Here is a 23,969-nt window from a genome sequence, read left to right as displayed (position 1 = left end):
GGCGGGGCCGCCGTTTCCTGCCTCGCCCCGGCTTCGGGGGAGTCAGGCCCCGCCCCGGCTTCGGAGAAGTCAGAGGGCATCGGCTGCGACGGTCGGGGCCGGGGCTGTGACGGTGCGGGGGGCCACGAGGACCGGGCGTTCCACCAGGCGGACCGACACCTGCGCCCCCGGGCCGAGACGGGCGGCCTCGTGGCCGGGGACGTCGGCCAGGACCTCGCCGCCGGCCACGGCGAGGCGCAGCCGTACGGAGGCGCCCCGGAAGGACGCGGCGAGGACCTCGGCGCGAGCACCTCCAGCCTCCTCGGGGGCGGTGACCTGGACGGCCTCCGGGCGGACCAGCACGTCCACGGAGGGATCATCCGGTACGGGCCCGTCGAGCGGCAACGACTGCCCCAGAACGGACACCCGGTCACCCGACACCTGCCCGGCGAGATGGTTCATGGTGCCGACGAACTCGGCCACGAACGGCGTGGCGGGCCGGTCGTACACCTCGGCCGGCGCGCCGACCTGTTCGAGCCGCCCGTCCCGCAGCACCGCCACCCGGTCGGCGACGGACAGGGCCTCCTCCTGGTCGTGGGTGACGAAGATGGTGGTGATGCCGAGGTCGAGCTGCAGGCGCCGGATCTCCTCGCGCAGCGTGACGCGGACCTTGGCGTCCAGGGCGGACAGCGGCTCGTCGAGCAGCAGCACGCGGGGTTCGAGCGCGAGCGCCCTGGCGAGCGCGACGCGCTGCTGCTGCCCGCCGGAGAGCTGATGCGGGTAGCGGTCGGCGTGGGAGGGCAGCCCGACGAGTTCGAGCAGCTCGTCGGCCTTGGCCCGCCGGGCGGGGGCGGGCACCTTGCGCACCCGCAGCCCGAAGGCGACGTTGTCGCGGGCGTTGAGGTTGGGGAAGAGCGAGTACGACTGGAACACCATGCCGGCGTCGCGCTTGTTGGCCGGCACGTCGGTGACGTCGCGGCCGTCGACGAGCACGGCCCCCGAGTCGGGACGCTCGAAGCCGGCCACGCAGCGCAGCGCGGTCGTCTTGCCGCACCCCGACGGCCCCAGCAGGGCCACGAACTCGCCGGGCGCGATGACCAGATCGAAGCCGTCGAGCGCCACCGTCCTGCCGAAGACCCGCCGCAGGGCCCTGAACTCCACCGATGCCGTCATTTCCCCTCCTTCTTCTTCCCGAACACCGTGGACACGGCGAGCAGCAGCAGCCAGATGAGCAGCAGGCTGAGTATCGACACCGCGACCGACAGCTGGCCTTTGGAGCCGGAGACGGTCACGATCCACACCGCGAACGGCTCGTACCCGAGCAGACTGGCCACGGTGTACTCGCCCAGCACCAGCGCCAGCGTCAGGAACGACGCGCTGGCGAGGGCCGAGCGCAGGTTGGGCACGACGACGCGGGCCAGCACGTACGGCCACGACGCCCCGAGGTTGCGCGCCGCCTCGACGAGGGTCCGCACGTCCATGGTGCGCAGCCCGGCGTCCAGCGACCGGTAGACGAACGGCAGCACCAGCACCACGTACGCCAGCACGAGCACGACGGGGAAGCCGGGGTCCTGCACGGCGATGATCGTGGCCCAGAACGGCGTCGGTTCGAGCAGCTCGGTGCCGTTGCGCAGCGTGGTGCCGATCCCGGCGACGAACGTGATGGGCGGCACCACCAGCGGCAGCGTGCAGATCACCTCCATGACGGGCCGCAGCCGGGGAGCGAAGAGCCGTACGGCGAGCATGGCGGGCAGCGTCAGCAGCAGCACCAGCACGATGGTGGCCAGGGCGAGCCCGAGCGAGAGCGTCAGCGAGCGGACGAAGCCGTCGGCGGTGAGCAGCTCGCCGTAGGGGGCGAACGACACGCCGGTGGCAGGCGTGTGGACCGTGTACCAGAGTGAGGTGCAGAGCGGGATCAGGAAGTACGCGGCGGCCAGCGCGAACACCAGGCCCCGCCAGGCCCGCGGGCGGGAGCGGCGGGAGACGTCGCCCGAGACGCGTTCGAGGCCGGTCAGTGCAGCCATCGCGAGGTCCTCCTCTGCAGTGGCAGGTAGACGGCCATGACGAGCCCGGCCACGACGACCATGTCGAGGCTGAGCGCGAGCGCGATGTTCTCATAGCCGATCAGCACGTCGCCGGTCAGCGCGCTGGCGATCTTCAGGGTGACGAGCGGCACGACGGTGCCGACCATGGCGTTGGCGGTGGCGTACGCGGAGAAGGACGACCCGAACAGCAGCACGACGCCGCCCAGCATGGCGGGGGCGAGCACCGGCAGCCCCACGAAGCGCCAGTAGTGCCAGGCGGTGGCCCCGCTGCCGGCGGCGGCCTCGCGCCACTGGGGGCGCAGCCCGTCGAGCGCGGGGGCCATGGCGAGCACCATGAGCGGGATCGAGAAGTACAGGTAGACCACGACCAGGCCCCAGAACGTGTAGAGGGAGCCGGACGGCAGCCCCACCAGGCCGCTGATGACGCCGGAGTTGCCGAGCGTGGCGATCCAGAAGAACGCCAGCGGCACCCCGCCGAAGTTGGCGAGCACGCCGGAGGCGGTCAGCACGGCCTCGCGCAGCAGGGTCGAGCGCGAGGTGACGACCGCGTACGCGAGGAACGTGCCGAGCACGGCCCCGAGCAGCGCCACCATGGCCGACAGCTTGATGCTGCCGATCATGGCGGTGAGGTAGCCGCCCTGCAGGCTCTGCGTGACGTTGGCCAGGCTCGGCCGTCCCTGCGCCGTGAAGGCCCCCGCCACCAGCGCGATGGCGGGGACGCCGAACACGAGCGCGAAGAACGCGAGCAGCGGCAGGGTGCCGAGCCAGCCCTTGGACCGGGAGCGGCTCATCCCGAGATCGCGGCGTCCCAGTCGGTGGCCAGCTTGGCCTTGGCCGCGTCGACCTGCTCGGAGGTGGGGAACGTGGGCGTGCCGTCGACTTCGGGGAGCAGCTCGGCGAGGGCCTTGTCGACGGTGCCGTCGGCGGTCATGGCGGGCAGCAGGACGGGCCTGGCGAAGCCCTTGAGGTAGAGGTTCTGGCCCTCGGCGCTGTAGAGGTACTCCTGCCACAGGCGGGCGGCGGCCGGGTGCGGCGCGTCCTTGTTGACGGCCTGGGCGTACATCTGGAAGTACTTGCCGTCCGTGGGGACGTTCACCTGCCAGTCGATGCCCTTGGCGGCCATCTGGGGGGCGTAGGCGGCGTTGTTGTAGTCCCAGTCGATGCTGATCTTGGTCTCGCCCTTCTCGATGGTCGCGGGCGTGGTCTCGACCGGGTTGTAGTTGCCGGCGTCCTTGAGCTTCTTGAAGAACTCGATGCCGGGGCCGATGTCGCCGAAGGAGCCGCCGCCGGCGATGGCGGCGGCGTACACGCCGGCGAAGGCCGAGCCGGCCTCGGTGGGGTTGCCGTTCATCGCGACCTGGCCCTTGTACTCGGGCTTGAGCAGGTCGGCGAAGCTCGTCGGGCAGGTCTTGATCTGCTTGGCGTCGCAGCCGATGGAGACGTAGCCGCCGTAGTCGTTGACCCAGAGCCCGGTCGGCTCCTTCTGCCCCTCGGGGATCTTGTCGAAGGTCTGCACCTTGTACGGCGCGAACAGCCCCTCCTTGGCCCCGCTGATGGCGAAGGACTGGCCGAGGTCGAGCACGTCGGGGGCGCGGTCCTGGCCCTTGCGGGTCTTCACCGCGTTGATCTCGTCGGCGCTGGCGGCGTCGGGGGTCTCGCTCTCGATCTTGATGCCGTATTTCGCCTGGAACCTCTCGATGATCTCGCCGTAGTTGGCCCAGTCGGGCGGCAGGGCGATGACGTGCAGGTTGCCCTCCTTCTTGGCCGCCTCGACGAGCTTGTCGAACCCGCCGAAGTCGGCGGCGGAGGTGGCGGTGGCCGCGTTCACGCCGCCTTGCGCCGTCGTGGACTGTCGGCTGCTCGGAGCGGCGCCGCACGCCGCGGTGAGGAGGGTCAGGACTGCGGCAACGCCGGCCGCACGGGCGCGAGGTGTGAACACGACGCCTCCATTTTCCAGGGGGTGTAGCAAGAAGGTAGGGGAACTTGTACAAACAAGCGAGCACCAGTAAGTCGCATGAATGTTGCTCTTTCATGAATGGGGAGGGTCGTGAATGGTCGCGCGCTATGAACGGATCGCCGATGCCTTACGCGAGGAGATCCTGTCCGGCGCGCACCCGGTCGGCTCCCAGCTGCCCAGCGAGGCCGAGCTGGCGGAGCGGCACGCGGCGGCGCGCGGCACCGTACGCCAGGCGGTGGCCGTGCTGGCCGCCGAGGGCCTGGTCGGCTCCCGGCAGGGGGCCAGGCGCATCGTGCTCGGCAGGGCGCGCAGCCAGAGCTTCGCCGAGCTGCACAGCTTCGCCCAGTGGGCCCGCGCGAACGGCTACCGCTTCGGCGGCCAGGTGATCGCCCAGCGCCGCCGCCGCGCGAGCGGCGCCGAGTCCGCCAGGCTCGCCTCCGAGGAGGTGCTGGAGGTGCTGCGGGTGCGCTCGCTGGAGAGCGAGCCCGTGCTGCTGGAACGCACGGTGTACGCCGGGTGGGTGGCCGCCGCCGTCGAGGAGCTGCCCGCCGACTGCGAGTCCGTCACCGAGGCCCTGTACGCCTCCATCGGCCTGGTGTTCGCCTACGGCGAGCACCTCATCGACGCCGTGGCCGCAGGCGCTGAGGACGCCCGTCTCCTGGGCGTGCGCAGGGGCAGCCCGCTGCTGCGCCAGCGACGTGTGACGACCACCCACGAGGGCAGGCCGGTGGAGTCGTCGGACGACCGCTATCGCCCGGGCAGCGTGGCCTTCAGCATCCGCAACTCGATCGGCGCGAACCCGCTCGCCCGGCAGGCGGGCGACTTGCGTTTCGGACCGGGAGAACATATGTTCGAGTCATAAGCGCCCGTCTTCCCCCGGGTGGCTCAGCACAGGCACCACCAGAGCCGCGGGGAGACGCGTCTTGAGCAGACTCTATGGCGATCCGATAGAGGTGTGGACCCGAGACGGGGAGCCCACCCAGTTCGTCTGGCGTGACCGGCTCTATCTCGTCCGCCGCGTGCTCGACCACTGGGTGGTCGCGCGCGAGTGGTGGAAGACCGGCGAGGGCGACCCGGGTGAGCGCCAGTTCTGGCGGGTCGAGGCCAGCCCCGGCCGCGAGGTGGGCTCCTACGAGCTGCGTTACGACACCGCCGGCAACGGCTGGCTGCTGCTGAGGGCGTGGGACTGATGGCGCCCCCGTTCCCCCACCTCAACGTGAGCTCCGCCTACTCGATGCGCTACGGCACGGCGTTCCCGCGCGCGCTGGTGAGCAGGGCGGCCGACTACGGCATGGACATCCTGGCGCTGACCGACCGCGACGGCCTCTACGGCGCGATCAAGCACGTGCAGGCGTGCGCCGAGGCCGGCATCGCGCCCGTCGTCGGCGTCAACCTGGCGCTCGACGCGCCCGCCGGGGCGTTCATCCCGGTGCCCGGCATCCGCACGCCGCGCCCGCGCACCGGCCCCGCGGCGGAGGACCGCGTCACGGTGCTGGCCCGCGGCAAGGGCTGGTCGCGGCTGGCCCGCCTGGTCACCGCCGCCCACTACGCGGGCGAGCGGGGCGCGCCTAAGGTGACCCGCGAGCTGCTCGCCGAGTGGGCGGGCGGTCCCGGCACGCCCGGATTCGGCGCGGAAGACGGCCTCGTGGTGCTGCTCGGCCCCCGCTCCGACGTGGGCCGCGCGGTCGCGGAAAGGCGCGACGAGCACGCGAGGACGCTGCTCGGCCTGTGGCGCGCCGCCCTGCCCGGCGTGGTGGTCGAGCTGGTCGACCAGTACGGCTTCCGCGACGCCACCACGGCCGTGCGCATGCTCGGCCTGGCCGAGTCGATGGACGTGCCGGCCGTGCTGACCAACGCCGTGCGCTACCTCGACCCCGCCGACCACCAGGTGGGCGACGTGCTCGACGCGGCCCGCCAGCTCGTCCCGCTGCACCCGCGCCACCTCGACCGCACCACCTCCCACGCCTACCTCAAGGGCACCAAGGAGATGCTGCAGGTGGCGGCCAAGGTGTGCGCGGGCGACCAGGAGCGGATGGTCCGCCTGCTGCGCACCACCAGGCGGCTGGCGGAGGCGTGCGCGATGGACCCGCTCGACCTGCTGGCGCTGCGCAACGACCCGCCCGCGCTGCACCTGCCCGAGATCGGCCGCGACCCGGTGCCGCTGCTGCGCAACCGGGTCGAGGACGGCCTGTTCAGGCGCGGGCTCGACCGCTCGGCCGAGGCCAGGCGGCGGCTGGACGACGAGCTGGCCATCATCGAGCGCAAGCGCCTGTCGGGCTACTTCGTCGCGGTGGCCGGCATCACCGACATGATCCGCGGCATGGGCATCCGCTGCGCCATCCGCGGCTCGGGCGCGGGCAGCCTGGTCAACTACCTCATCGGCATCGGCGAGGTGAACCCGCTCGACCACGGCCTGCTCATGGAGCGCTTCCTGTCGGAGGGCCGCATCGGGCTGCCCGACATCGACGTCGACGTCGAGTCGGCCCGCCGCCTCGACTGCTACCAGGCCATCTTCGAGCGTTACGGCGAGTCCAGGGTGGCCTGCGTGTCCATGATGGAGACCTACCGCGCCCGCAGCGCCATCCGCGACGTCGCCGGCGCCATGGGCCTGCCGCCCCACGAGATCGACGCCATCGCCAAGGCGTTCCCGCACATCAGGGCCAAGCAGATCACCGCGTCCCTGCACGACCTGCCCGAGCTGCGCGAGAGCCGGCTCGGTGACGCGGGGCTCGACCGGGTGTTCCGGCTGGCGGAGAAGCTCGACGGGCTGCCCAGGCACATCGCGCTGCACCCGTGCGGCGTGCTGATCGGCAACGCGGGCCTGCGCGACCGCACGCCGGTGGAGCGCAGCCTGCTGGAGTTCCCGATGTCGCAGTTCGACAAGGAGGACGTGGAGGAGGCGGGGCTGCTCAAGCTCGACGTGCTGGGCGTGCGGATGCAGTCGGCCCTGGCGTACGCGCTGAGCGAGATCAAGCGGGTGGACGGCATCGAGGTGAAGCTGGACACCCAGCACGGCGACGAGCAGCCCGACGTCCAGTACGTCCCCCACGACGACCAGGAGACGTACGACATGATCTGCGCCTCCCGCACCCTGGGCTGCTTCCAGATCGAGTCGCCCGGCCAGCGCGAGCTGGTCGCCAAGCTGGAGCCGCGCAGGATGCACGACCTGATCGTGGACATCTCGCTGTTCCGTCCAGGACCGGTCAACTCCGACATGGTCACCCCCTACCTCGAGGCCAGGGGCGGCTGGCGGCAGCCGTACTACCCGCACGAGCGGCTGCGCGAGGCGCTGAAGGAGACCCACGGGGTGGTGGTCTTCCACGAGCAGGTGCTGAAGATCATCTCGGTGATGACCGGGCGCGACCTGTCCTACGCCGAGAAGCTGCGCCGCACGCTCGACACGCCGGAGGGCCGCGCGCGGGTGCGCCGCGCGTTCATGCCGCTGGCCAGGGCCAACGGGTTCGACGACGCGGCCGTGGAGCGGGCCTGGCAGGTGCTCGACGCGTTCGGCTCGTTCGGGTTCTGCAAGGCGCACGCGGCGGCGTTCGCGCTGCCCACCTACCAGTCGGCCTGGCTCAAGCGGCACCACACGGCGGCGTTCTTCGCCGGGGTGCTCACCCACGAGCCCGGCATGTACCCGCCGCGCGTCATCATCGACGAGGCCAGGCAGTGCGGGGTGCGGATCCTCCCGCTCGACGTCAACAAGTCGGGCAAGGACTGGCAGGTCGAGCGGCTCGGGCCGCGGGTGCAGGTGCGGGTGCGGCCGTCAGAGCTCGAGGGCGGCTCGCGGGTGCGCAGGGAGTTCAGGATCGGCGACATCGGCAAGGGGTACGCGCTGCGCGTGCCGTTCTCGGCCATCAAGGGCGTGAGCGAGGCGGAGGTCGAGCGGATGGTGGCGGGGCAGCCGTACACGTCGCTGGCCGACTTCTGGGATCGCGCCAGGCCGTCGCGGCCCACGATCGAGCGCATCGTCCAGGTCGGCGGCCTCGACGCGCTGCACGACCTGCACCCGGGCGGCCCGCGCTGGCGGCCGGGCGAGCTGACCCGCCGCGACCTGATCGCCCAGGTGGGCGTGCTCGACCGGGCCTCGGCCCACGGCGTGCAGGCGGGCCCGCGCAAGTCCCGCCGCTACAGCTCTCACATGGACGTGTCGCCTCCCCAGAACGCGGCTCCTCCGGCGGTGCAGCTTCCGCTCGGGTTCGGCGAGAGGCTGCCGCCGGGGGAGCTGCCCGAGATGACCGAGACCGAGATGGTCGAGGCCGAGCTGGACATCCTCGGCATCGACGTCAGCCGGCACGTCATCAGCTTCCACCAGGAGCTGCTCGACGCGCTCGGAGTGGTACGTTCCAGCGACCTGCTCCGCCAGCGCAACGGGGCGGAGATCCTGGTGGCCGGGGTCAAGGTGGCCACCCAGACGCCGGCCATCCGCTCGGGCCAGCGGATCATCTTCACCACGCTCGACGACTCGACCGGGCCGATCGACCTGACGTTCTTCGAGTCGGTGCAGGGCCGGTGCGCCTCGATCGTGTTCGGCTCGTGGCTGATGCTGGCCAGGGGAGTGGTCAGGCGCACGGGGGCGCGGGCGGTGACCATGCGGGCGGTCGACTGCTGGAACCTGGCCGACCTCGACGCGCTCTGGCGCTCGCAGGGCATCGAGGCGGTGCGCGCCCTCATCGACCGGGCTCCCGAGGAGGCGGCGGGCGTCGGCGGCCGGCCGATCGAGTACGCCAACGGCTTCCGCCTGTCGCCCTACTCCGACCTCGCCCCCGCCGTCACCACGAACCCGCCGCGGCAGCTGTGGCACGCCAGCCCCGGCAGCTCGGGCCCGACGGCGGCGTGACCGCTCAGCCGGTCTGCGGCTGCGTCTGAGGCGGCGCCTGAACAGGAGCCTGAACAGGCGGCTGCACCGGAGTCTGTACGGGTGCCTGCGGCTGCTGCGGGATCACCGGCTGAAGCTGTGTCCGGGGCTGTGTCTGAGGCTGTGTCTGGGGCTGTGTCTGAGGCTGGGGCCCGGGCTTGGGGTGGGCGGAGACCCGCAGGGTGCCCGACTCCAGGGTCCACGTCGTCCGCGCGGCCCGCTGCAGCCCGGCCAGCTCACGCACCGTGGCGGCGCACAGCACCGCCGCCACCGCCGCGCAGGCCAGCTCGGGCACGCCCACGCCCGTCAGGTCGACGTCCGACGAGCCGAGCGGCAGCCGGATCGTCACCATCGCCAGCGTGGCCAGCCAGCTCAGCCACCACGCGGCCAGCAGGACCAGCCACCTGCCCCGGCGGCCGGCCGGCGGGCGGGCGCCCCGCCACACCTGGTCGACCAGCACCACGGGCGCGACCAGGTTGACCAGCGGGATCAGCCAGGCCGCCGCCACCGGGCCGGTCGCGGCCGAGCGGTCGTTGGCCCGCCTGGCACGTACCAACCAGGTCGCGTACGCGGCGGCGGCGGCGATCGTGGTGCCCGCCACCAGCATCATCAGCACCGCGAACAGGGTCACCGCCCCCACCACCGCCTCGGCGTCGGCCCCCTGGGGCCGGCCGCCGAACGCGGCGAGCTGCACGGCGAGGTCGCGGCCGCGGGTCAGCTCGAAGATCACAAGGGCGGCGAGGGAGAGGACCTGGGCGGTCAGCGTCACGTAGACGGCGGCGGCTCTGGCGGGTGATGCCTGGGTGTAGCGCACGTTGTTCTCCCCCCGGGCCATGCGCTGAGGTTCTGATTCACTTGTATCCCGGGAGCCCCGCTGTTAATCAGCTCACCACGCCGGATTCCCACGCCCATGCCGCGATTCCGACCCTGTTGCGCACGCCGAGCTTGGCCTGGATGCTCCCGAGGTGCGTCTTCACCGTCGACAGCGACACGAACAGCTCGGCGGCCACCTCCTTGTTCGTCCGTCCCCTGGCCACCAGGCGCACGACGTCCAGCTCGCGGTCGGTCAGCGGGTCGGCGGCCGGCAGCGGGGCCGGCGTGCGGGGCTGCGACAGGTGCTGCAGCAGCCGTACGGTCACCGAAGGCGACACCAGCGCGTCGCCCACCGAGGCGGCCCTGACGGCCTCGACGAGCAGCGTGGGGCCGCTGTCCTTGAGCAGGAAGCCGGTGGCGCCGGAGCGCAGGGCGCCGTAGACGTACTCGTCCAGGTCGAACGTGGTGACGATGACGACCCGCAGCGGGTTCTCCACGCCCGGCCCGGCCAGCGCCCTGGTCACCTCCAGCCCGTCCAGCTTGGGCATCCTGATGTCGAGCAGGCACACGTCCGGGCGCAGCCGCCTGGCCTCGGCCACCGCCTCCGCCCCGTCGGCGACGGCGGCCACGACCTCCATGTCCGGTTGCGCGTCCAGGATCATTTGGAAGCCGGTTCTTACCAGTTGCTGATCGTCGGCGATGAGTACCCGAATAGTCACCCGACAACTCTATGGAGCGGCCGGGACGAGGATCGGCCGTTCGGCCGATGACGGACCGACCGCACGGCCGATCCGCCCGTTCCTTCCTTCCCGGAATGCTGGTCGCCATGAACGACGTACTTGTTGGACGGGCCCTGACCAAGCGGTTCGGGCAGACGACGGCGCTGGGTGGCGTGGACATCACCGTGCCGGCCGGCGAAGCGGTGGCGATCATGGGACCGAGCGGGTCCGGCAAGTCGACCCTGCTGCACTGCCTGGCCGGCATCATGAAGCCGGACGACGGCGAGGTGCACCTGCTCGGGCAGCGCATCGACACGCTCGGCGAGCGCAAGCGCAGCGCGCTGCGGCGCACCCGCTTCGGCTTCGTCTTCCAGTTCGGCCAGCTGCTGCCCGAGCTGCCCGCCGACGAGAACGTGGCGCTGCCGCTCATGCTGGGCGGGGTGCCGCGGACGCAGGCCGTACGCCAGGCCCGCGAGTGGTTCTGGCCGCTCGGGCTGAACGGCATGGAGACCAGGCGGCCGGGCGAGCTGTCCGGCGGCCAGGCGCAGCGGGTGGCCATCGCCAGGGCCCTGGTGACCAAGCCGGCGGTGGTCTTCGCCGACGAGCCCACGGGGGCGCTCGACCAGCAGACCGGCCAGGAGACCATGCGGCTGCTGGTGGAGGCGACCAAGCACAACGGCGCCTGCCTGATCGTCGTCACCCACGACCCCAACGTGGCCTCCTGGTGCGACCGCACGGTGGAGGTCCGCGACGGCCGCCTGCTGGCGAGCGGGGCGATGGCGTGAACCTCGACCTCACCTGGCGGCTCATCAAGGGCGGCGGGCGCAAGGGGATGCTCGGCACCTGGCTGACGTTCGGGGCGGTGGCCGTGGCGACGGCGCTGCTGCTGTTCGCGGTGGCCGCCAATTTCGCCTTCCAGGCCAGGGCCGAGCGCGGCGCCTGGCGCAACCCGGTGCCCGCCACCACGGACGCGGTCGCGGTCGAGGCGCAGCGCTTCGACTTCGTCCGCGACCAGAAGATCACCGTCATCGACCTGGCCGCGCTCAAGGGCGCGGATCCAGAAGCGCCGCCCGGCCTGCCGCGCTTCCCCGCGCCCGGCGAGGTGTGGCTGTCGCCCGCGCTCGCCGAGCTGGCCGACGAGCTGCCCGCGGCCGAGCTGGCCGCGCGCTATCCGAAGCGCGCGGGCGTCATCGGCGACGAGGCCCTGGTGTACCCGGGCGAGCTGGTCGCGGTCTTCGGGCAGCAGCCGGACGCGCCCGCGATGACGGCGCCCCGCCTCGACGACTGGGTCATGTCCAGGCCGCCGGTCAAGGTCGCGAGCCTGGCCGGGCAGCCGAGCGAGGACGCGGTCGCCTACCAGTGGCTCTCCGCCATCGCCGGGGTGCTCATGGTGGTGCCGCTGCTGGTGTTCGGCGGGGCGGCGGCGCGGCTCACGGTCGCGAGACGTGACCGGCGGCTGGCCGCGCTGCGGCTGGTCGGCGCCACACCCGGCCAGGTCGTCGCGATGACCGTGACGGAGGCGGTGCTCGTCGCGCTGGCCGGCACGCTCGCCGGAGCCGTCGTCTACGCGTTGTCCGTGCCGCTGCTGACGCGCATCGAGATGCAGGGCGGCCCGTGGTTCGCCGGCGACCTGCTGCCCGGCCCGCTGCTCCTCGCCGGGGCGCTGGTCGCGGTGCCGCTGCTGGTCGGCCTGTCGGCGGTGGCCGGGCTGCGGCGGGTCGTGGTGAGCCCGCTCGGCGTGGCCAAGCGGGAGACGCCGCCCGCCATGCGGATCTTCCGGGTGCTCGCCCTGTTCGCCGCCCTCGCCGTCTTCCCCCTGCTGAGCAGGGAGACCAGCGTCACCATCATCGCGATCGCGCTCGCCCTGGCGTTCCTCTGCCTCAACCTGGCGGGCCCCTGGGTGGTCGGCATCATCGGCCGCGTCGCGGCCAAGAGCGCGCGTGGCCCTGCCGGGCTGCTGGCGGCCCGGCGGCTCGTGGACGACCCGCGCTCGGCCTGGCGCACGGTGAGCGGCGTGGCGCTGACGGGGTTCGTGGCGGGCTTCCTCGGCCTGCTCAGCCCGGGGGCGTTCGAGGAGGTCACAGGGCCGCCCCAGCTCAGCGTGAGCGTCACCGAGGGCAAGCCCGCCGAGGTGGCCGGGCAGGCCCGCGACCTGCTCAAGGAGGCCGGCGTGACCGCCACCGTCGAGCCGCGGGACAAGGCCGTGGTCGCCGCGCTGGGCAGCTCGGCCGATGCCGCGACGCTGGACAGGGCGCGAACCGCGCTGGCCGACCTCGTGCCCGGGCACACGCCCACCACCCAGGAGGAGGGCCGGCGCTTCGGCTCGGAGATCCTCGCCGACATCAGGGTCGGGACGATCGTGGTGCTGTCGGTGTCGTTCCTGGTGGCGATCACCAGCTCGGGGATCACCGCCATGTCGTCGGTGCTGGACCGGCGGCAGACGTACGGGCTGCTGCGCCTGGCCGGCACGCCGCTGGAGGTGCTCGACAAGGCGCGCAGGTCCGAGACGCTCATCCCGCTGACCGTGATGGGCGGCGGCGCGATCCTGACCGGGGTGTTCTGCGGGCTGCCGTTCATGCTCGGCGAGCCCAACGTGACCGGCGCGCTGACCCTCGCGGCCTGCGTCGTCGCGGGCTTCGCCGGGGTGATCGGGGCGGGCGCGCTGAGCCGGCCGCTGCTGCGCTCGGTCACCACCGACCCCGCGCCGCGCCCCGACTGACGGTTACCCGAGCACGAGGTCGCGGACGAGCTTCAGCGAGGGCTCGTCCCGCACCCCCATCACCAGCAGGCTGGTGACCGGGCTGCGGTGCCACAGCTCGAGGCGTTCCTTGATCCGGCCGGGCGGGCCGACGAGCGAGATGCCGTCGGCCAGCTCGTCAGGGATCGCACGGAACGCCTCGTCCCTGCGTCCTGCCAGGTAGAGCGACTGGATGTGCTCGGCGGCCTCGGCGTAGCCCATGCGGCCGATGATGTCGGCGTGGAAGTTGCGCTGCTTGGCGCCCATGCCGCCGATGTAGAGGGTCAGCATGGTCTTGACGCCGTCGAGCGCGGCCCGTACGTCGTCGGAGATCACCACCAGCACCATGGCGGCCACGTCGAAGTCGGCGGGGGCGCCCGCGAGCGCGTCGCCGTACATCTGCTCGATCTTCTCGGGGAAGGCGAACAGCGGCAGCCAGCCCTGGGCCACCTCCGCGGCCAGGGCCACGTTCCTGGGCCCTTCCGCGCCGAGATAGACGGGGATGTCCTGGCGGAGCGGGTGCGTGATGAGCTTGAGCGGCTTGCCGAGGCCGCCCGGCAGGGGCAGCGGGTAGTGCGGGCCTTCGCTGGTCACCGGCTCCTCGCGGCGCCACACCTTGCGCATGATCTCGACGTACTCGCGGGTCCTGGCCAGCGGCTTGGCGAACGGCTGGCCGTACCAGCCCTCCACCACCTGCGGGCCCGAGGCGCCCACGCCCAGCAGCAGCCGGCCGCCGGTGAGGTGGTCGAGGGTCATCGCGGTCATCGCCGTCGTGACCGGTGGCCTGGCCGAGATCTGGGCGATCGAGGTGCCGAGCTTGATGCGGCTGGTACGCGCGCCGTACCAGGCGAGGGGGGTGAACACGTCGCTGCCGTACGCCTCGGCGGTCCACACCGAGTCGTAGCCGAGCCGTTCGGCCGCCAGCACCGATTCGGTCGCGTCGTCGGCGCCGCGCTGCCAGTAGCCGAGGTTCAGGCCGAGCTTCATTTAAGGACCACCTCCGGAATTAAGTTCTATTACTGCCGTGGCGGCCCAACGTGTCAATGGCGGATCCTCCGGGGAAGTCACACTCTGTGCTCAAGGCTCTGTCGCGACTCGTCTGCCTGCTGCTCCTGCTGCCGGCGGCCGAGCCCACCGTGGCGCAGAGCCAGTCGCGGCCCAACATCGTCGTCATCATGGCCGACGACCTCGAGACCGGCACGCTGCACCACTTCCCGAACATCACCCAGCAGCTCGTGGCCCAGGGCGCCTCGTTCGACCGCCACTTCGTGACCAACTCCTGGTGCTGCCCGTCCCGCTCGTCGATCCTGCGCTCCCAGCACGTCCATAGCCACGGCGTGCTCACCAACACCGCTCCCGAGGGCGGTTTCCACCGCTTCCACGAGCTGGGCCTGGAACGCTCCACGCTCGGCACCTGGATGCAGCAGGCCGGCTACCGCACCGCGCTGATGGGCAAGTTCCTCAACCATTATCCGGGGAACTCGGCGCCCGAGACGTACGTGCCGCCCGGCTGGAACGACTGGCGGGTTCCCGTACGCGCCCTCTACGAGGAGTACGGCTACCGGCTCAACGAGAACGGCGCGCTGCGCGACTACGGCTGGGCCGAGCAGGACTACCTGTCCGACGTGCTCGCCGGTCACGCCCGCTCCTTCATCACGGCCTCCGACCAGCCGTTCTTCCTCTATCTGAACCCGGTGGGCCCGCACAATCCGGCCAATCCCGCCTTCCGGCACGCCGAGGCCTTCCCGATGGAGGTCGCGCCCCGCACGCCGTCGTACGACCAGGACGACATCAGCGCCGAGCCGCTGTGGATGCAGATGCAGCCGCCGCTGTCGCCGCGCGCGGAGGCCGCCGTCGACGAGCGGCACCGCGCCAGGCTGCGCTCGATGCTCGGCGTGGACGACCTGGTCGGCTCGGTGCTGCGGGCGCTGCAGGAGTCGGGCAAGCTCGACAACACCTACGTCTTCTTCACCTCCGACAACGGCTTCCACCTCGGCACCCACCGGCTCAAGCACGGCAAGACCACCCCGTTCGACGAGGCGATCAGAGTGCCGCTCGTCGTCAGGGGTCCGGGCGTCGCGCCCGGCTCGACGATCGCGCACATGAGCGCCACGATCGACCTCGCGCCGACCGTGGCCGAGCTGGGCGGCGCCACCGTGCCGGACTTCGCCGAGGGGCGCTCGCTGGCGCCGCTGCTGCGCGGGCAGCCGCCGCCGGAGTGGCGCGGACAGGTGCTCGTGGAGTTCGTCCGCCCGGCCAACCGCATGTCGGCGGCCCAGACGCCCGTGCCCGCCTATCAGGCGCTGCGCACCGAGCAGTACACGTACGTGCGGTACGAGACGGGGGAGCGGCAGCTCTACGACCTCGACGCCGACCCCTACCAGCTCGACAACCTCGCCATGTCCGCCGACCTGTCGCTGCTGGCCCGGCTGGACGAGCGGCTGTCGGCGATGGCCGCGTGCTCGGGGGCGACCTGCCGGCAGGCCGACCGGGTGGAGTGAGATCGGGTGGAGTGAGCGGGTCAGCGGAAGAGCGTGGGGTAGGCGTGCGCCAGATGCTCGGAGACCGCTCTCGCCGCCTCCTCGGGGTCGCCGCCGTCGATGGCATCGAGGATGCGTACGTGGTCGGCGCGCAGCACCGAGGTGTCGCCCAGCCGGCGCACCGCCTCGACCGAGTACTTGCGCATCGAGTCGCGCAGCGACCGCATGATGGCGGCGACCAGCCGGTTGCCGGAGGCGTCCGCGATCGCGCAGTGGAAGGCCGTGTCGTGCTCCACGAACTCCTCGGGCGACTCGGCCGCGTCCATCCCGGCCAGCGCCGCCGCGAGCTCCGTGGTGGCGGCACCCACGGTGGCGGCGCGGGTGGCGGCGCGGGTGGCGGCCCACTGCTCGATCATGTGCCGGGTGTCGATGACCTCGCGCATCTCCAGGCCGGTCAGCCCGAGGTGGAGGCGCAGCAGGTCGCTCAGCGCCGAGTCGGGGCGCGAGGTGAGCACCGCGCCCGCGTCGGGGCCCCGTCCCGCCTGCGACGAGACCACGCCGAGGGTCTCCAGCACGCGCATCGCCTCGCGTACGGAGGAGCGGCTGACGCCGAGCTGCTCGGCGAGGTGCCGCTCGGCGGGCAACCGGTCGCCCACGGTGAGGCCGTCCTCGGCGATGCGCCGCTCGATCTGAGCGAGTACGTCCTCGAACGTCCGCGTCCGCTTGACGGGACGCCAGCCGGTTCCGTCCAACAGCCCTCCCTGGCCGGACATGATGGCTTCGAGTATGGTCTGACCATATTGTGGTCGGACCATACCTTTGGAAGGAGAGTCGTGCGAGTCGCCCTGTTCATTACGTGCGTGAACGACACGCTCTTCCCCGGCACCGGCAAGGCGGTCGTGTCGCTCCTGCGCAGGCTCGGCTGCGAGGTGGACTTTCCCGTCGCCCAGACCTGCTGCGGGCAGATGCACGTCAACACCGGCTATCGGACGGAGGGCGTACGGCTGGCGCGGCACTTCACGGAGGTCTTCGCCGGGTACGACGCCGTGGTGGCGCCGTCGGGATCGTGCGCGGCCATGGTGCGCGAGCAGTATCCGAAGCTGGCCAAGCCGGGCAGCCGGGGCGCGGCGGCGATCGCGGAGGTCGCGCCCAAGGTGTACGAGCTGTCGGAGTTCCTGATCGACGTCCTGAAGGTTGACGACGTCGGCGCATATTTCCCGCACCGGGTGACATATCACCCGACGTGCCACTCGCTGCGCGGCCTCCGCCTGGGCGACCGTCCCCTGCGGCTGCTGCGGAACGTGCGCGGCCTCGAACTCGTCCCGCTGCCCGGCGCCGAGGAGTGCTGCGGCTTCGGCGGCACGTTCGCCGTGAAGAACCCGGCGATCTCCGCCGCGATGGGCGCCGACAAGACCCGCAACATCCTGGGCACCGGCGCCGAGGTGCTGTGCGCGGCCGACAACTCCTGCCTCATGCACATCGGCGGCACGCTGGGCCGGCAGCGGGCGGGCGTCAGGACCATGCATCTGGCCGAGATCCTCGCGTCCACGGAGGAGGCCCAATGAGCGCGACATTCCTTGGGATGCCAGGAAGTTTCCCGGAAAACTCGGAGAAGGCTGTCCAAAACTCGCAGCTGCGCTTCAACCTCCGCAAAGCCACCCACACCATTCGCGGCAAGCGCGCCTCCGTCGTCGGCGAGCTGCCCGACTGGCAGGAGCTGCGCGCCGCCGGCAAGGCCATCAAGGACCACACGCTGCGCAACCTCGACCGCTACCTGCTCCAGCTGGAGGCCGCGGTCACCACGGCGGGCGGCACCGTCCACTGGGCGAGGGACGCCGCCGAGGCCAACCGCATCGTCACCGAGCTGGTCAGGGCCACCGGCGAGCGCGAGGTGGTCAAGGTCAAGTCGATGGCCACCCAGGAGATCGGGCTCAACGAGGCGCTCGCCGAGCACGGCATCACCGCGTACGAGACCGACCTCGCCGAGCTGATCGTGCAGCTCGGCGACGACTTCCCGAGCCACATCCTGGTCCCCGCGATTCACCGCAACCGCTCGGAGATCCGGGAGATCTTCCTCGACAAGATGCCCGGCGTCTCGGCCGGCCTCACCGACGACCCGCCCGCGCTGACCGAGGCGGCCCGGCTCCACCTGCGCGAACGCTTCCTCAGGAGCAAGGTCGCGATCTCCGGCGCCAACTTCATGGTGGCCGAGAGCGGCACCCTCGTCGTGCTGGAGTCGGAGGGCAACGGCCGCATGTGCCTGTCGCTGCCCGAGACCCTCATCAGCGTCGTCGGGATCGAGAAGCTGCTGCCGTCCTGGCGGGATCTGGAGGTGTTCCTCCAGCTTCTGCCGCGCAGCTCCACCGGCGAGCGGATGAACCCGTACACGAGCATGTGGACCGGCGCCGTCGAGGGCCAGGACTTCCACCTGGTGCTGCTCGACAACGGCCGCACCGACGTGCTCGCCGACGAGGTGGGCCGCCAGGCGCTGCGCTGCATCCGCTGCTCGGCCTGCCTGAACGTGTGCCCCGTGTACGAGCGGGCCGGCGGCCACGCGTACGGCTCGGTCTATCCGGGGCCGATCGGCGCGATCCTCACCCCGCAGCTCAGAGGCATGACCTCGGAGCTGGACGCCTCGCTGCCGTACGCCTCCAGCCTGTGCGGCGCCTGCTACGAGGTGTGCCCCGTCGCCATCGACATCCCCGAGGTCCTGGTGGACCTGCGCGCCAAGGCGCCGCACGCGGCGGCCGAGAAGGCCGGCATGAAGGTGGCCGGCTGGGTGCTCGACGACCACGAACGCCTGGCCAAGGCGCAGCGCGCGGCCTCCCGGCTGCGCAAGGTGGTGCCGAGACGGCTGCCGGGGCCGCTGTCGGCGTGGACCGACACCAGGGACGTGCCGGAGATCCCCGAGGAGCCGTTCAGGGACTGGTGGAAGCGGACCGGCGGCGGCGCGAGCGAGGAGGCGGAATGAGCGCGCGTGAGGAGATCCTGGCCAGGATCGGCAGGGCCGTGGCGGGTGCGCCCGATGTCGAGATCCCGCGCGGCTACCGCGTGCGGCGGGAGGTGGACGCGTCCGAGCTGGTACGCCTGTTCGCCGAGCGGGTCGACGACTACCGCGCGATCGTGCACGTCGTGGCGGCGGCCGAGGTATCGGCCACCATCGACGCGTGCCTCGGCGAGCGCAAGATGATCGTCCCCGACGGCTTCGACCGGGAGGGCGGCTGGCCCGACCTGCGGACCGCCGACGGCGTGATCACCGGCTGCGCGGTCGCCGTCGCCGAGACCGGCACCATCGTCCTCGACCACGGGCCCGGCCAGGGCACGCGGGCGCAGACACTGGTGCCCGACTACCACCTGTGCGTGGTGCGGGCCGACCAGATCGTCCCCGGCGTGCCAGAGGCGATCGCCAGGCTCGACCCGTCGCGGCCCCTCACCTGGATCAGCGGCCCGTCGGCGACCAGCGACATCGAGCTGAACCGGGTCGAGGGCGTCCACGGCCCTCGCACCCTCGAAGTGGTCATCAGCACCTGAAGCCCTCGTCGATGGTCCGCCGCTCCTGGCCGGTGGCGATGGGCCGTCGCGGCGTCCCGGCCTGTGGCGAGGCGCCGTGGCGGCGTTTCGGTCAGTAGCGCAGGACCGCGGCGACGTCCTTGACGTCGTCGGTGAACCACACCTCGGCGTCCGTCATCGCGGCCGCCCTGACCAGCGCGGAGTCGGCGCGCTCACGCACCGGCTCGGCCACCCCCCAGCGGCGCAGCTCGTGGGGATCGGTGCCCACCTGTGTGCCGCCCTCGCCGACCCAGACGGGCGCGGACAGCTCGCCGGGCATCAGCACCGCGTGCACGCGGCCCTCGCGCAGCGCCTGCGAGACGCGCGCGGGCCCGGCGGGCGCGGCCGATTCCTGGTGACGTTCGAGCAGCTCGGCGCAGCGGCGGGCGAGCCACTCGTCGAGCGCGCGCTCCACGTCCCGCTCGAACTGCCCGTGGTCGTCGCGGCTCCCGTGCTCGACGATCGTGACACGGTCGGCCGACTGGGTGCCGAGGTGGCGCAGCAGGTACGAGCGCGACTTCGGCTGTCCGGCCACCAGGACCAGCTCCGCGCCGATCCTGCGGACCTGCTCATCGACCTCGTGCGCGACCGCGACCGCGTTCTTCTCCCAGGTGTCCTCGACGGTCTGCTCGTAGCGGCGCTGCGACCAGCCGCCCTGCGACGTCTTCTGCAAAGGCCAGGACTCGGCCTCCACCGTCGTCCGGCGCGGCGCGCCGCCGCCGTACACGGTCACCTCCGCCCCCGCGTGGTCCACGATGACCCGGATGTGCGGCACGTTCTCGCCGCGCCGCATCAGCATCGGCGTGACGTGCGGCAGCGGCGAGCAGGTGGCCAGCTCGTCGGGCGGCTGCGCCAGCGACTCCGCCAGCACCACCGTGCCGTCCGTCGCGAACAGCGCCCGCCCGGCGGCGGCCTGCAGCGCCTCCTCTTCGAGCGCCTCGATGGTGGCGTCGTCCACCTGGTGGTCGAGCCGGTCGCGGACGCTGCGCCAGTGGGCCTTGCGCTCCGGGACGGTGAGCGCTCCCATGTAGACCGACGCGTACGGTCCGCGCCGGTCGTACAGGGGGCGGATGAAGTCGAGCCGCACGGTTCAGAACCTCCGCTGCTCCACGCCGAGACCGAGGGCCTTGGCGACGTCGGACATGTTCGTGTAGTCGCGATCGGGCAGCGACTCCACCATGTCGATCACGGGATCGGGAGCGCCTTCACGGCGGGCCCTGGCCAGCAGCTCCTCCTTCGAGGCCGGCCAATGGGTGTCGCTCAGCCACTTCGCCAGGTCGCTGCGGACGTCCACGTCACGCTGCGTCATGCCCTCCGAGACGCCGGGCGCGTGACCGGGCGGGTACGACGACGACTCCTCTCCGGCGGACGGCATGGCCTCGGGCTCCTTCCACTCCTCGGCGTGCGTCGTGCCGCCGCCGCGCATCATGCCCTCGGTCTCGTGCTTCTGCTCCTCGTCCAGGCGGGGTCCGTGCTTGTCGCTCCCACGTTCCATGCTTCTCTCACTCCTCTCTGATGCGCCCCTACCCCCGCTTTCGTGGGCAAACATCGCGGCTGTGTACCCTGCCCAGCGTGTTCGACCCCGATGTGCGCATCGCCACGGCCCGGCTGACGCTGCGGGCGTTCGGCCCTGAGGACGCGCCCAGGATCCGCTCGATCGTCAAGTCCGGCGTACGGTTCCTGCCGCCCGGCGCGCCCGCCAAGGCCGGCGGCGTCGAGCAGTGGCTGCGGCAGGGCGTGCACGAGCTGCGCCGCAGCGGTCAGGGCATCCACCTCGCGATGACCGACGGCGAGGGCCTCATCGTGGGCGCGATCAGCCTGTTCAAGACCTCATGGAGCACGGGGACGACCGAGGTCGGCTACGGCGTGCACCCCCTCTACCGGGGTCGCGGCTTCGCCACCGAGGCGGTGCGCGGGCTGGCGAAGTGGGCGTTCGAGACCGTCGGGCTGCGCCGCATCGACCTGACCGCGAACCTGGACAACCACGCCTCGCTCAGCGTCGCCCGCAAAGCGGGCTTCACCTGGGAGGGCGTCATCCGCGAAGCCGTGCTGGACGACGACGGCGCCCACGACCTCGTCGTCTTCGGCCTGCTGCGCACCGACAGCCCGGCCCCCGGCGCCACGCTGCCGAACGCGGACCTGCTCACCGAGCGGCTCCGGCTGCGCCCCCAGGAGCCGCGCGACGCGCCGTACCTGGCGGCCACCGGCGCCGACCCGCTCACCCAGGAGCACACGGGCGTGCCGCGCGGCTACACCGAGGAGCACGCGCGCGCCTACATCGCCCACACCGAGCGCCAGCGCATCCGCGGCATCGGCGTCGCCTGGACCGCCGAGGAGCTCGCGACCGGCAGGTACGCGGTCAACCTCGACCTGCGCGACCTCGACTGGCACAACAGGACCGCCGAGGTCGGCTACATGACCGCGCCCTGGGCCAGGGGCAACGGCTACGCGGCGGAAGCCGTGCTGGCCGTCGCCCGCTGGCTGTTCGAGCGGCACGGCTTCGCCCGGCTCCAGCTGCGCGCCGCCACCGCCAACACCGCCTCCCAGCGGGTCGCCGAGAAGGCCGGCTTCGTCCGCGAGGGCGTCGCGCGGTCGTCGCTGGCGGGCGAGGACCTGGTCGTCTACAGCCTCATCCCGTCGGATCTGGCCTGAGGGCACGGCGGACTGACCCCGTCACCCTTTGTGAAACCCCTCCGCAGCCGTCACCCTTGAGGTGAGGACGGTGAGGCGCATGATCACGGTGGTCGGCTGGGACGGTTCCGAGCTGTCGGCCAGGGCGGTGACCAAACTGCAGGAGGCGGGGCTCGTCGTGGGCCCCGACGCGATCATCGGGCAGCTCAAGCTGAACGCGGCGACCGCGCGGGACACGTCGCTGCTGGAGACCATCGACGACCATCTCGAACACGGCGAGGGCCCCGCGGTCGTGCTCGCCCAGGGCGACCCCGGCTTCTTCGGCGTCGTCCGCGAGCTGCGGGCACACGGGCTCAAGCCGGACGTCCTGCCCGCCACGTCGCTCGTCGGCACGGCCTTCGCCCGCGCCGGGCTGCACTGGGACGACGCCCTGGTCGTGGCGCCGTCCGGGCCCGCGCAGCTGGCCAGGGTGGTCAACGCCTGCCGCGCCCACCCCAAGGTCGCGCTGCTCGTCGCGCCCGGCGTGGGCCCCGCCGAGATCGCCAGGGAGCTGGCGCCCACCACACCGCGCGCGCTCATCGTCTGCGAGGACCTCGGCGGCCCCGACGAGCGCGTCACCCACAGCCGCATGGGCGAGGCCACCACCCGGCCGTGGAAGGACCCCGACGTGGTGCTCGTCGTCGATCCGCTGCACCGGCCGGGCGAGCGGGGCTGGGTGGCGGGTGCGCAGCCGGGGCCGGAGGAGTGGGCGCTGGCGTTCGGCGACGACGGGATCCCGCCCGAGGTGCGGGCGTACGTGCTGGCCAAGCTGGGGCCGCGGCTCGGCGACCTGGTCTGGGACGTCGGCGCCGGCGTCGGCCAGATCGCCGTCGAGTGCGCCAGGCTCGGCGCGGCCGTCGTGGCCGTCGAACGCGACGAGGCCCGCTGCGCCGCGCTGCGCGCCAACGTACTCGAACACGGGGTGAAAGTGGCGCTGACCAGGGGACAGGCGCCGCCCGCGCTGGAGCCGCTGCCCGACCCCGACGCCGTCTACGTGGGCGGCGGCGGGCTCGACGTGATCGACGCCTGCGCCGCGCGGCGGCCACGCGCGCTGGTCTGCGCGCTGCGCAAGGTCGAGCAGGTGGCCGCCGTGCTCGACCGGCTGCGCGAGCAGGGCTACCGCGGCGAGGGCACGCAGATCCTGGCCTCCAGGCTGAGCGTCGACCCCGACGGCGCACACCGCCTGACCGCCGCCGACCCCGTCTTCGTGGTGCACGCCAGGCCCGCGCACACAGGGTGACCTGTTCCCTACCGGCGCGCATCGGTTATCCTCGCGTGACTTTGTCTACCGCACCGGAGATTCCCTCAATGAAGCCGCCGCTCCTGCTGATCGGGCAGGGCTCACAGGACGACGCCTACGCCGCCGAGTTCGGCAGGTTCGTACACCGCCTGCGCTGCCGCCTCGACCAGACGGGCGCCGACGTCTCGGGCGGCTATCTCGAGCGGGCCACGCCCCGGCTGAGCGACTCGGTCGCCTCCCTCGTCGCGCGGGGGCACCACCGGCTGGTCGCGCTGCCGCTGAGCCTCAGCAGGGTGGGCGAGGAGTTCCCGGCCGCGATGGCGCTGGAGCAGCAGCGCCACCCCACACTCATGTACGACTACGGCCGCCCCCTCGGCCCCGACCCGCGCGTGCTCGCGCTGCTGGCCGAGCGGCTCAACGAGGCCGCCACCGAGATCTCCCGTCCGCGCGCGCTGGAGCTCGCCGGTGCCAGGCCCCGGCTGCGCGCGGTCGACGCCTCGCCGTCCGAAGACCTCCACGCCCACGTCGAGCCGGGCGAGACCGCCGTCGTCCTGGTCGGCGAAGGCTCCACCGACGCCACCGCCAACGCGGAGGTCCACCGCGTCTCCCGGCTGTTCTGGGAGACCCACGCCTACGACTTCATGACCGTCGAGACCGCCTTCGTCTCCGTCACGCCGCCCGGCGTGCCCGGCGGGCTCGAACGCTGCCGCCGGCTCGGCGCCAAGCGCGTCATCGTGGTGCCGTACCTGCTGTTCGCGGGCGGGCTGCTGGAGCGCGTGTGGGCGCAGGCGCTGGCGTACGGCGCCGGGCACCCCGATCTCGACATCCGCTGCGCCGAGGTGATCGGCGACTGCGAGACCCTCGCCGACGTCGTCATCGACCGCTACGAAGAAGCGCTCCAACTCGTCCCGTAAGTGGAGGT

The 23,969-nt window shown here is 72.3% G+C and carries 22 protein-coding genes; 12 read left to right on the top strand and 10 right to left on the bottom strand.

Features of this window, described 5'->3' with window-relative positions; translation table 11 throughout:
- Positions 1-69: 69 nt before the first annotated feature.
- From AB0K12_RS35065 to AB0K12_RS35050, 4 genes are read right to left on the bottom strand one after another with little or no spacing between them, the layout of a single operon-like run.
- Positions 70-1,152 carry an ABC transporter ATP-binding protein gene (locus AB0K12_RS35065; protein WP_364571076.1) on the bottom strand — a complete coding sequence of 361 codons (1,083 nt, stop codon included), beginning with the start codon at positions 1,150-1,152 and terminating at the stop codon, positions 70-72.
- Complete coding sequence (locus AB0K12_RS35060) at positions 1,149-2,003, bottom strand: ABC transporter permease subunit (protein ID WP_364571074.1); 855 nt, start codon at positions 2,001-2,003, stop codon at positions 1,149-1,151. Before AB0K12_RS35060 ends, AB0K12_RS35065 begins: the two co-directional genes overlap by 4 nt.
- Positions 1,991-2,815, bottom strand: a complete 825-nt coding sequence (locus AB0K12_RS35055) for an ABC transporter permease (protein WP_364571072.1) — start codon at positions 2,813-2,815, stop codon at positions 1,991-1,993. The genes AB0K12_RS35060 and AB0K12_RS35055 overlap by 13 nt, the downstream gene beginning before the upstream one ends.
- Positions 2,812-3,963 (bottom strand): ABC transporter substrate-binding protein, encoded by a 1,152-nt coding sequence (locus AB0K12_RS35050; protein ID WP_364571070.1) that lies wholly within the window; start codon positions 3,961-3,963, stop codon positions 2,812-2,814. Before AB0K12_RS35050 ends, AB0K12_RS35055 begins: the two co-directional genes overlap by 4 nt.
- Before the next feature lie 112 nt (positions 3,964-4,075).
- On the opposite strand from AB0K12_RS35050, the gene AB0K12_RS35045 reads away from it, so the two are divergent.
- From AB0K12_RS35045 to dnaE, 3 genes are all read left to right on the top strand, one after another.
- Positions 4,076-4,843 carry a GntR family transcriptional regulator gene (locus AB0K12_RS35045; RefSeq protein WP_364571068.1) on the top strand — a complete coding sequence of 256 codons (768 nt, stop codon included), beginning with the start codon at positions 4,076-4,078 and terminating at the stop codon, positions 4,841-4,843.
- Positions 4,844-4,904: 61 nt separating this feature from the next.
- Entirely contained in the window at positions 4,905-5,171 is a 267-nt protein-coding gene (locus tag AB0K12_RS35040; protein WP_305915238.1) for a DUF6504 family protein, read from the top strand.
- On the top strand, positions 5,171-8,821 hold the full coding sequence (gene dnaE / locus AB0K12_RS35035) for a DNA polymerase III subunit alpha (protein WP_364571066.1): 3,651 nt from the start codon (positions 5,171-5,173) through the stop codon (positions 8,819-8,821). Before AB0K12_RS35040 ends, dnaE begins: the two co-directional genes overlap by 1 nt.
- Positions 8,822-8,825: 4 nt before the next feature.
- Here the strand turns inward: dnaE and AB0K12_RS35030 are convergent, their stop codons facing one another.
- Entirely contained in the window at positions 8,826-9,674 is an 849-nt protein-coding gene (locus AB0K12_RS35030; protein WP_364571064.1) for a DUF4328 domain-containing protein, read from the bottom strand.
- 46 nt (positions 9,675-9,720) lie between these two features.
- Positions 9,721-10,371 carry a response regulator transcription factor gene (locus AB0K12_RS35025; RefSeq protein WP_345388176.1) on the bottom strand — a complete coding sequence of 217 codons (651 nt, stop codon included), beginning with the start codon at positions 10,369-10,371 and terminating at the stop codon, positions 9,721-9,723.
- A gap of 107 nt (positions 10,372-10,478) precedes the next feature.
- On the opposite strand from AB0K12_RS35025, the gene AB0K12_RS35020 reads away from it, so the two are divergent.
- Both AB0K12_RS35020 and AB0K12_RS35015 read left to right on the top strand, forming a co-directional pair.
- The gene (locus AB0K12_RS35020; RefSeq protein ID WP_364571061.1) at positions 10,479-11,156 is read left to right on the top strand and encodes an ABC transporter ATP-binding protein; all 678 of its coding nucleotides are present in this window, start codon (positions 10,479-10,481) and stop codon (positions 11,154-11,156) included.
- A complete protein-coding gene (locus tag AB0K12_RS35015; protein ID WP_364571059.1) occupies positions 11,153-13,090 on the top strand; it encodes an FtsX-like permease family protein in 1,938 nt (645 codons plus the stop codon). Before AB0K12_RS35020 ends, AB0K12_RS35015 begins: the two co-directional genes overlap by 4 nt.
- A gap of 3 nt (positions 13,091-13,093) precedes the next feature.
- Here the strand turns inward: AB0K12_RS35015 and AB0K12_RS35010 are convergent, their stop codons facing one another.
- Entirely contained in the window at positions 13,094-14,095 is a 1,002-nt protein-coding gene (locus AB0K12_RS35010) for an LLM class F420-dependent oxidoreductase (RefSeq protein ID WP_364571057.1), read from the bottom strand.
- Between the two features lie 86 nt (positions 14,096-14,181).
- On the opposite strand from AB0K12_RS35010, the gene AB0K12_RS35005 reads away from it, so the two are divergent.
- The gene (locus tag AB0K12_RS35005) at positions 14,182-15,609 is read left to right on the top strand and encodes a sulfatase (RefSeq protein ID WP_364571055.1); all 1,428 of its coding nucleotides are present in this window, start codon (positions 14,182-14,184) and stop codon (positions 15,607-15,609) included.
- A 20-nt stretch (positions 15,610-15,629) separates the two neighbouring features.
- Here the strand turns inward: AB0K12_RS35005 and AB0K12_RS35000 are convergent, their stop codons facing one another.
- Complete coding sequence (locus tag AB0K12_RS35000) at positions 15,630-16,340, bottom strand: FCD domain-containing protein (protein WP_364571053.1); 711 nt, start codon at positions 16,338-16,340, stop codon at positions 15,630-15,632.
- Between the two features lie 81 nt (positions 16,341-16,421).
- On the opposite strand from AB0K12_RS35000, the gene AB0K12_RS34995 reads away from it, so the two are divergent.
- Genes AB0K12_RS34995 through AB0K12_RS34985 form a run of 3 tightly spaced genes read left to right on the top strand, consistent with a single transcriptional unit; the run spans position 16,422 to position 19,119 of the window.
- Positions 16,422-17,153, top strand: a complete 732-nt coding sequence (locus AB0K12_RS34995; protein WP_364571051.1) for a (Fe-S)-binding protein — start codon at positions 16,422-16,424, stop codon at positions 17,151-17,153.
- Positions 17,150-18,559, top strand: coding sequence for a lactate utilization protein B (locus AB0K12_RS34990; RefSeq protein WP_364571049.1), 1,410 nt, complete (start codon positions 17,150-17,152; stop codon positions 18,557-18,559). The genes AB0K12_RS34995 and AB0K12_RS34990 overlap by 4 nt, the downstream gene beginning before the upstream one ends.
- On the top strand, positions 18,556-19,119 hold the full coding sequence (locus AB0K12_RS34985) for an LUD domain-containing protein (protein ID WP_364571047.1): 564 nt from the start codon (positions 18,556-18,558) through the stop codon (positions 19,117-19,119). Before AB0K12_RS34990 ends, AB0K12_RS34985 begins: the two co-directional genes overlap by 4 nt.
- A gap of 91 nt (positions 19,120-19,210) precedes the next feature.
- Here the strand turns inward: AB0K12_RS34985 and AB0K12_RS34980 are convergent, their stop codons facing one another.
- Both AB0K12_RS34980 and AB0K12_RS34975 read right to left on the bottom strand, forming a co-directional pair.
- On the bottom strand, positions 19,211-20,224 hold the full coding sequence (locus AB0K12_RS34980) for a Vms1/Ankzf1 family peptidyl-tRNA hydrolase (protein ID WP_364571045.1): 1,014 nt from the start codon (positions 20,222-20,224) through the stop codon (positions 19,211-19,213).
- A 3-nt stretch (positions 20,225-20,227) separates the two neighbouring features.
- Positions 20,228-20,632, bottom strand: coding sequence for a DUF2795 domain-containing protein (locus AB0K12_RS34975; protein WP_364571043.1), 405 nt, complete (start codon positions 20,630-20,632; stop codon positions 20,228-20,230).
- A gap of 77 nt (positions 20,633-20,709) precedes the next feature.
- Here AB0K12_RS34975 and AB0K12_RS34970 point away from each other — a divergent pair, with 77 nt between their 5' ends.
- From AB0K12_RS34970 to AB0K12_RS34960, 3 genes are all read left to right on the top strand, one after another.
- Positions 20,710-21,789, top strand: coding sequence for a GNAT family N-acetyltransferase (locus AB0K12_RS34970; protein WP_364571041.1), 1,080 nt, complete (start codon positions 20,710-20,712; stop codon positions 21,787-21,789).
- 79 nt (positions 21,790-21,868) lie between these two features.
- Positions 21,869-23,047 (top strand): SAM-dependent methyltransferase, encoded by a 1,179-nt coding sequence (locus AB0K12_RS34965; RefSeq protein WP_364571280.1) that lies wholly within the window; start codon positions 21,869-21,871, stop codon positions 23,045-23,047.
- Between the two features lie 68 nt (positions 23,048-23,115).
- Complete coding sequence (locus tag AB0K12_RS34960; RefSeq protein WP_364571039.1) at positions 23,116-23,961, top strand: sirohydrochlorin chelatase; 846 nt, start codon at positions 23,116-23,118, stop codon at positions 23,959-23,961.
- Positions 23,962-23,969 lie beyond the last annotated feature (8 nt).

It is taken from the genome of Nonomuraea sp. NPDC049419, assembly GCF_040676995.1.
GTDB lineage: Bacteria > Actinomycetota > Actinomycetes > Streptosporangiales > Streptosporangiaceae > Nonomuraea > Nonomuraea salmonea.
Note: the sequence above shows the minus strand (reverse complement) of the source record. Positions and strands in the feature narration are given on the sequence as shown.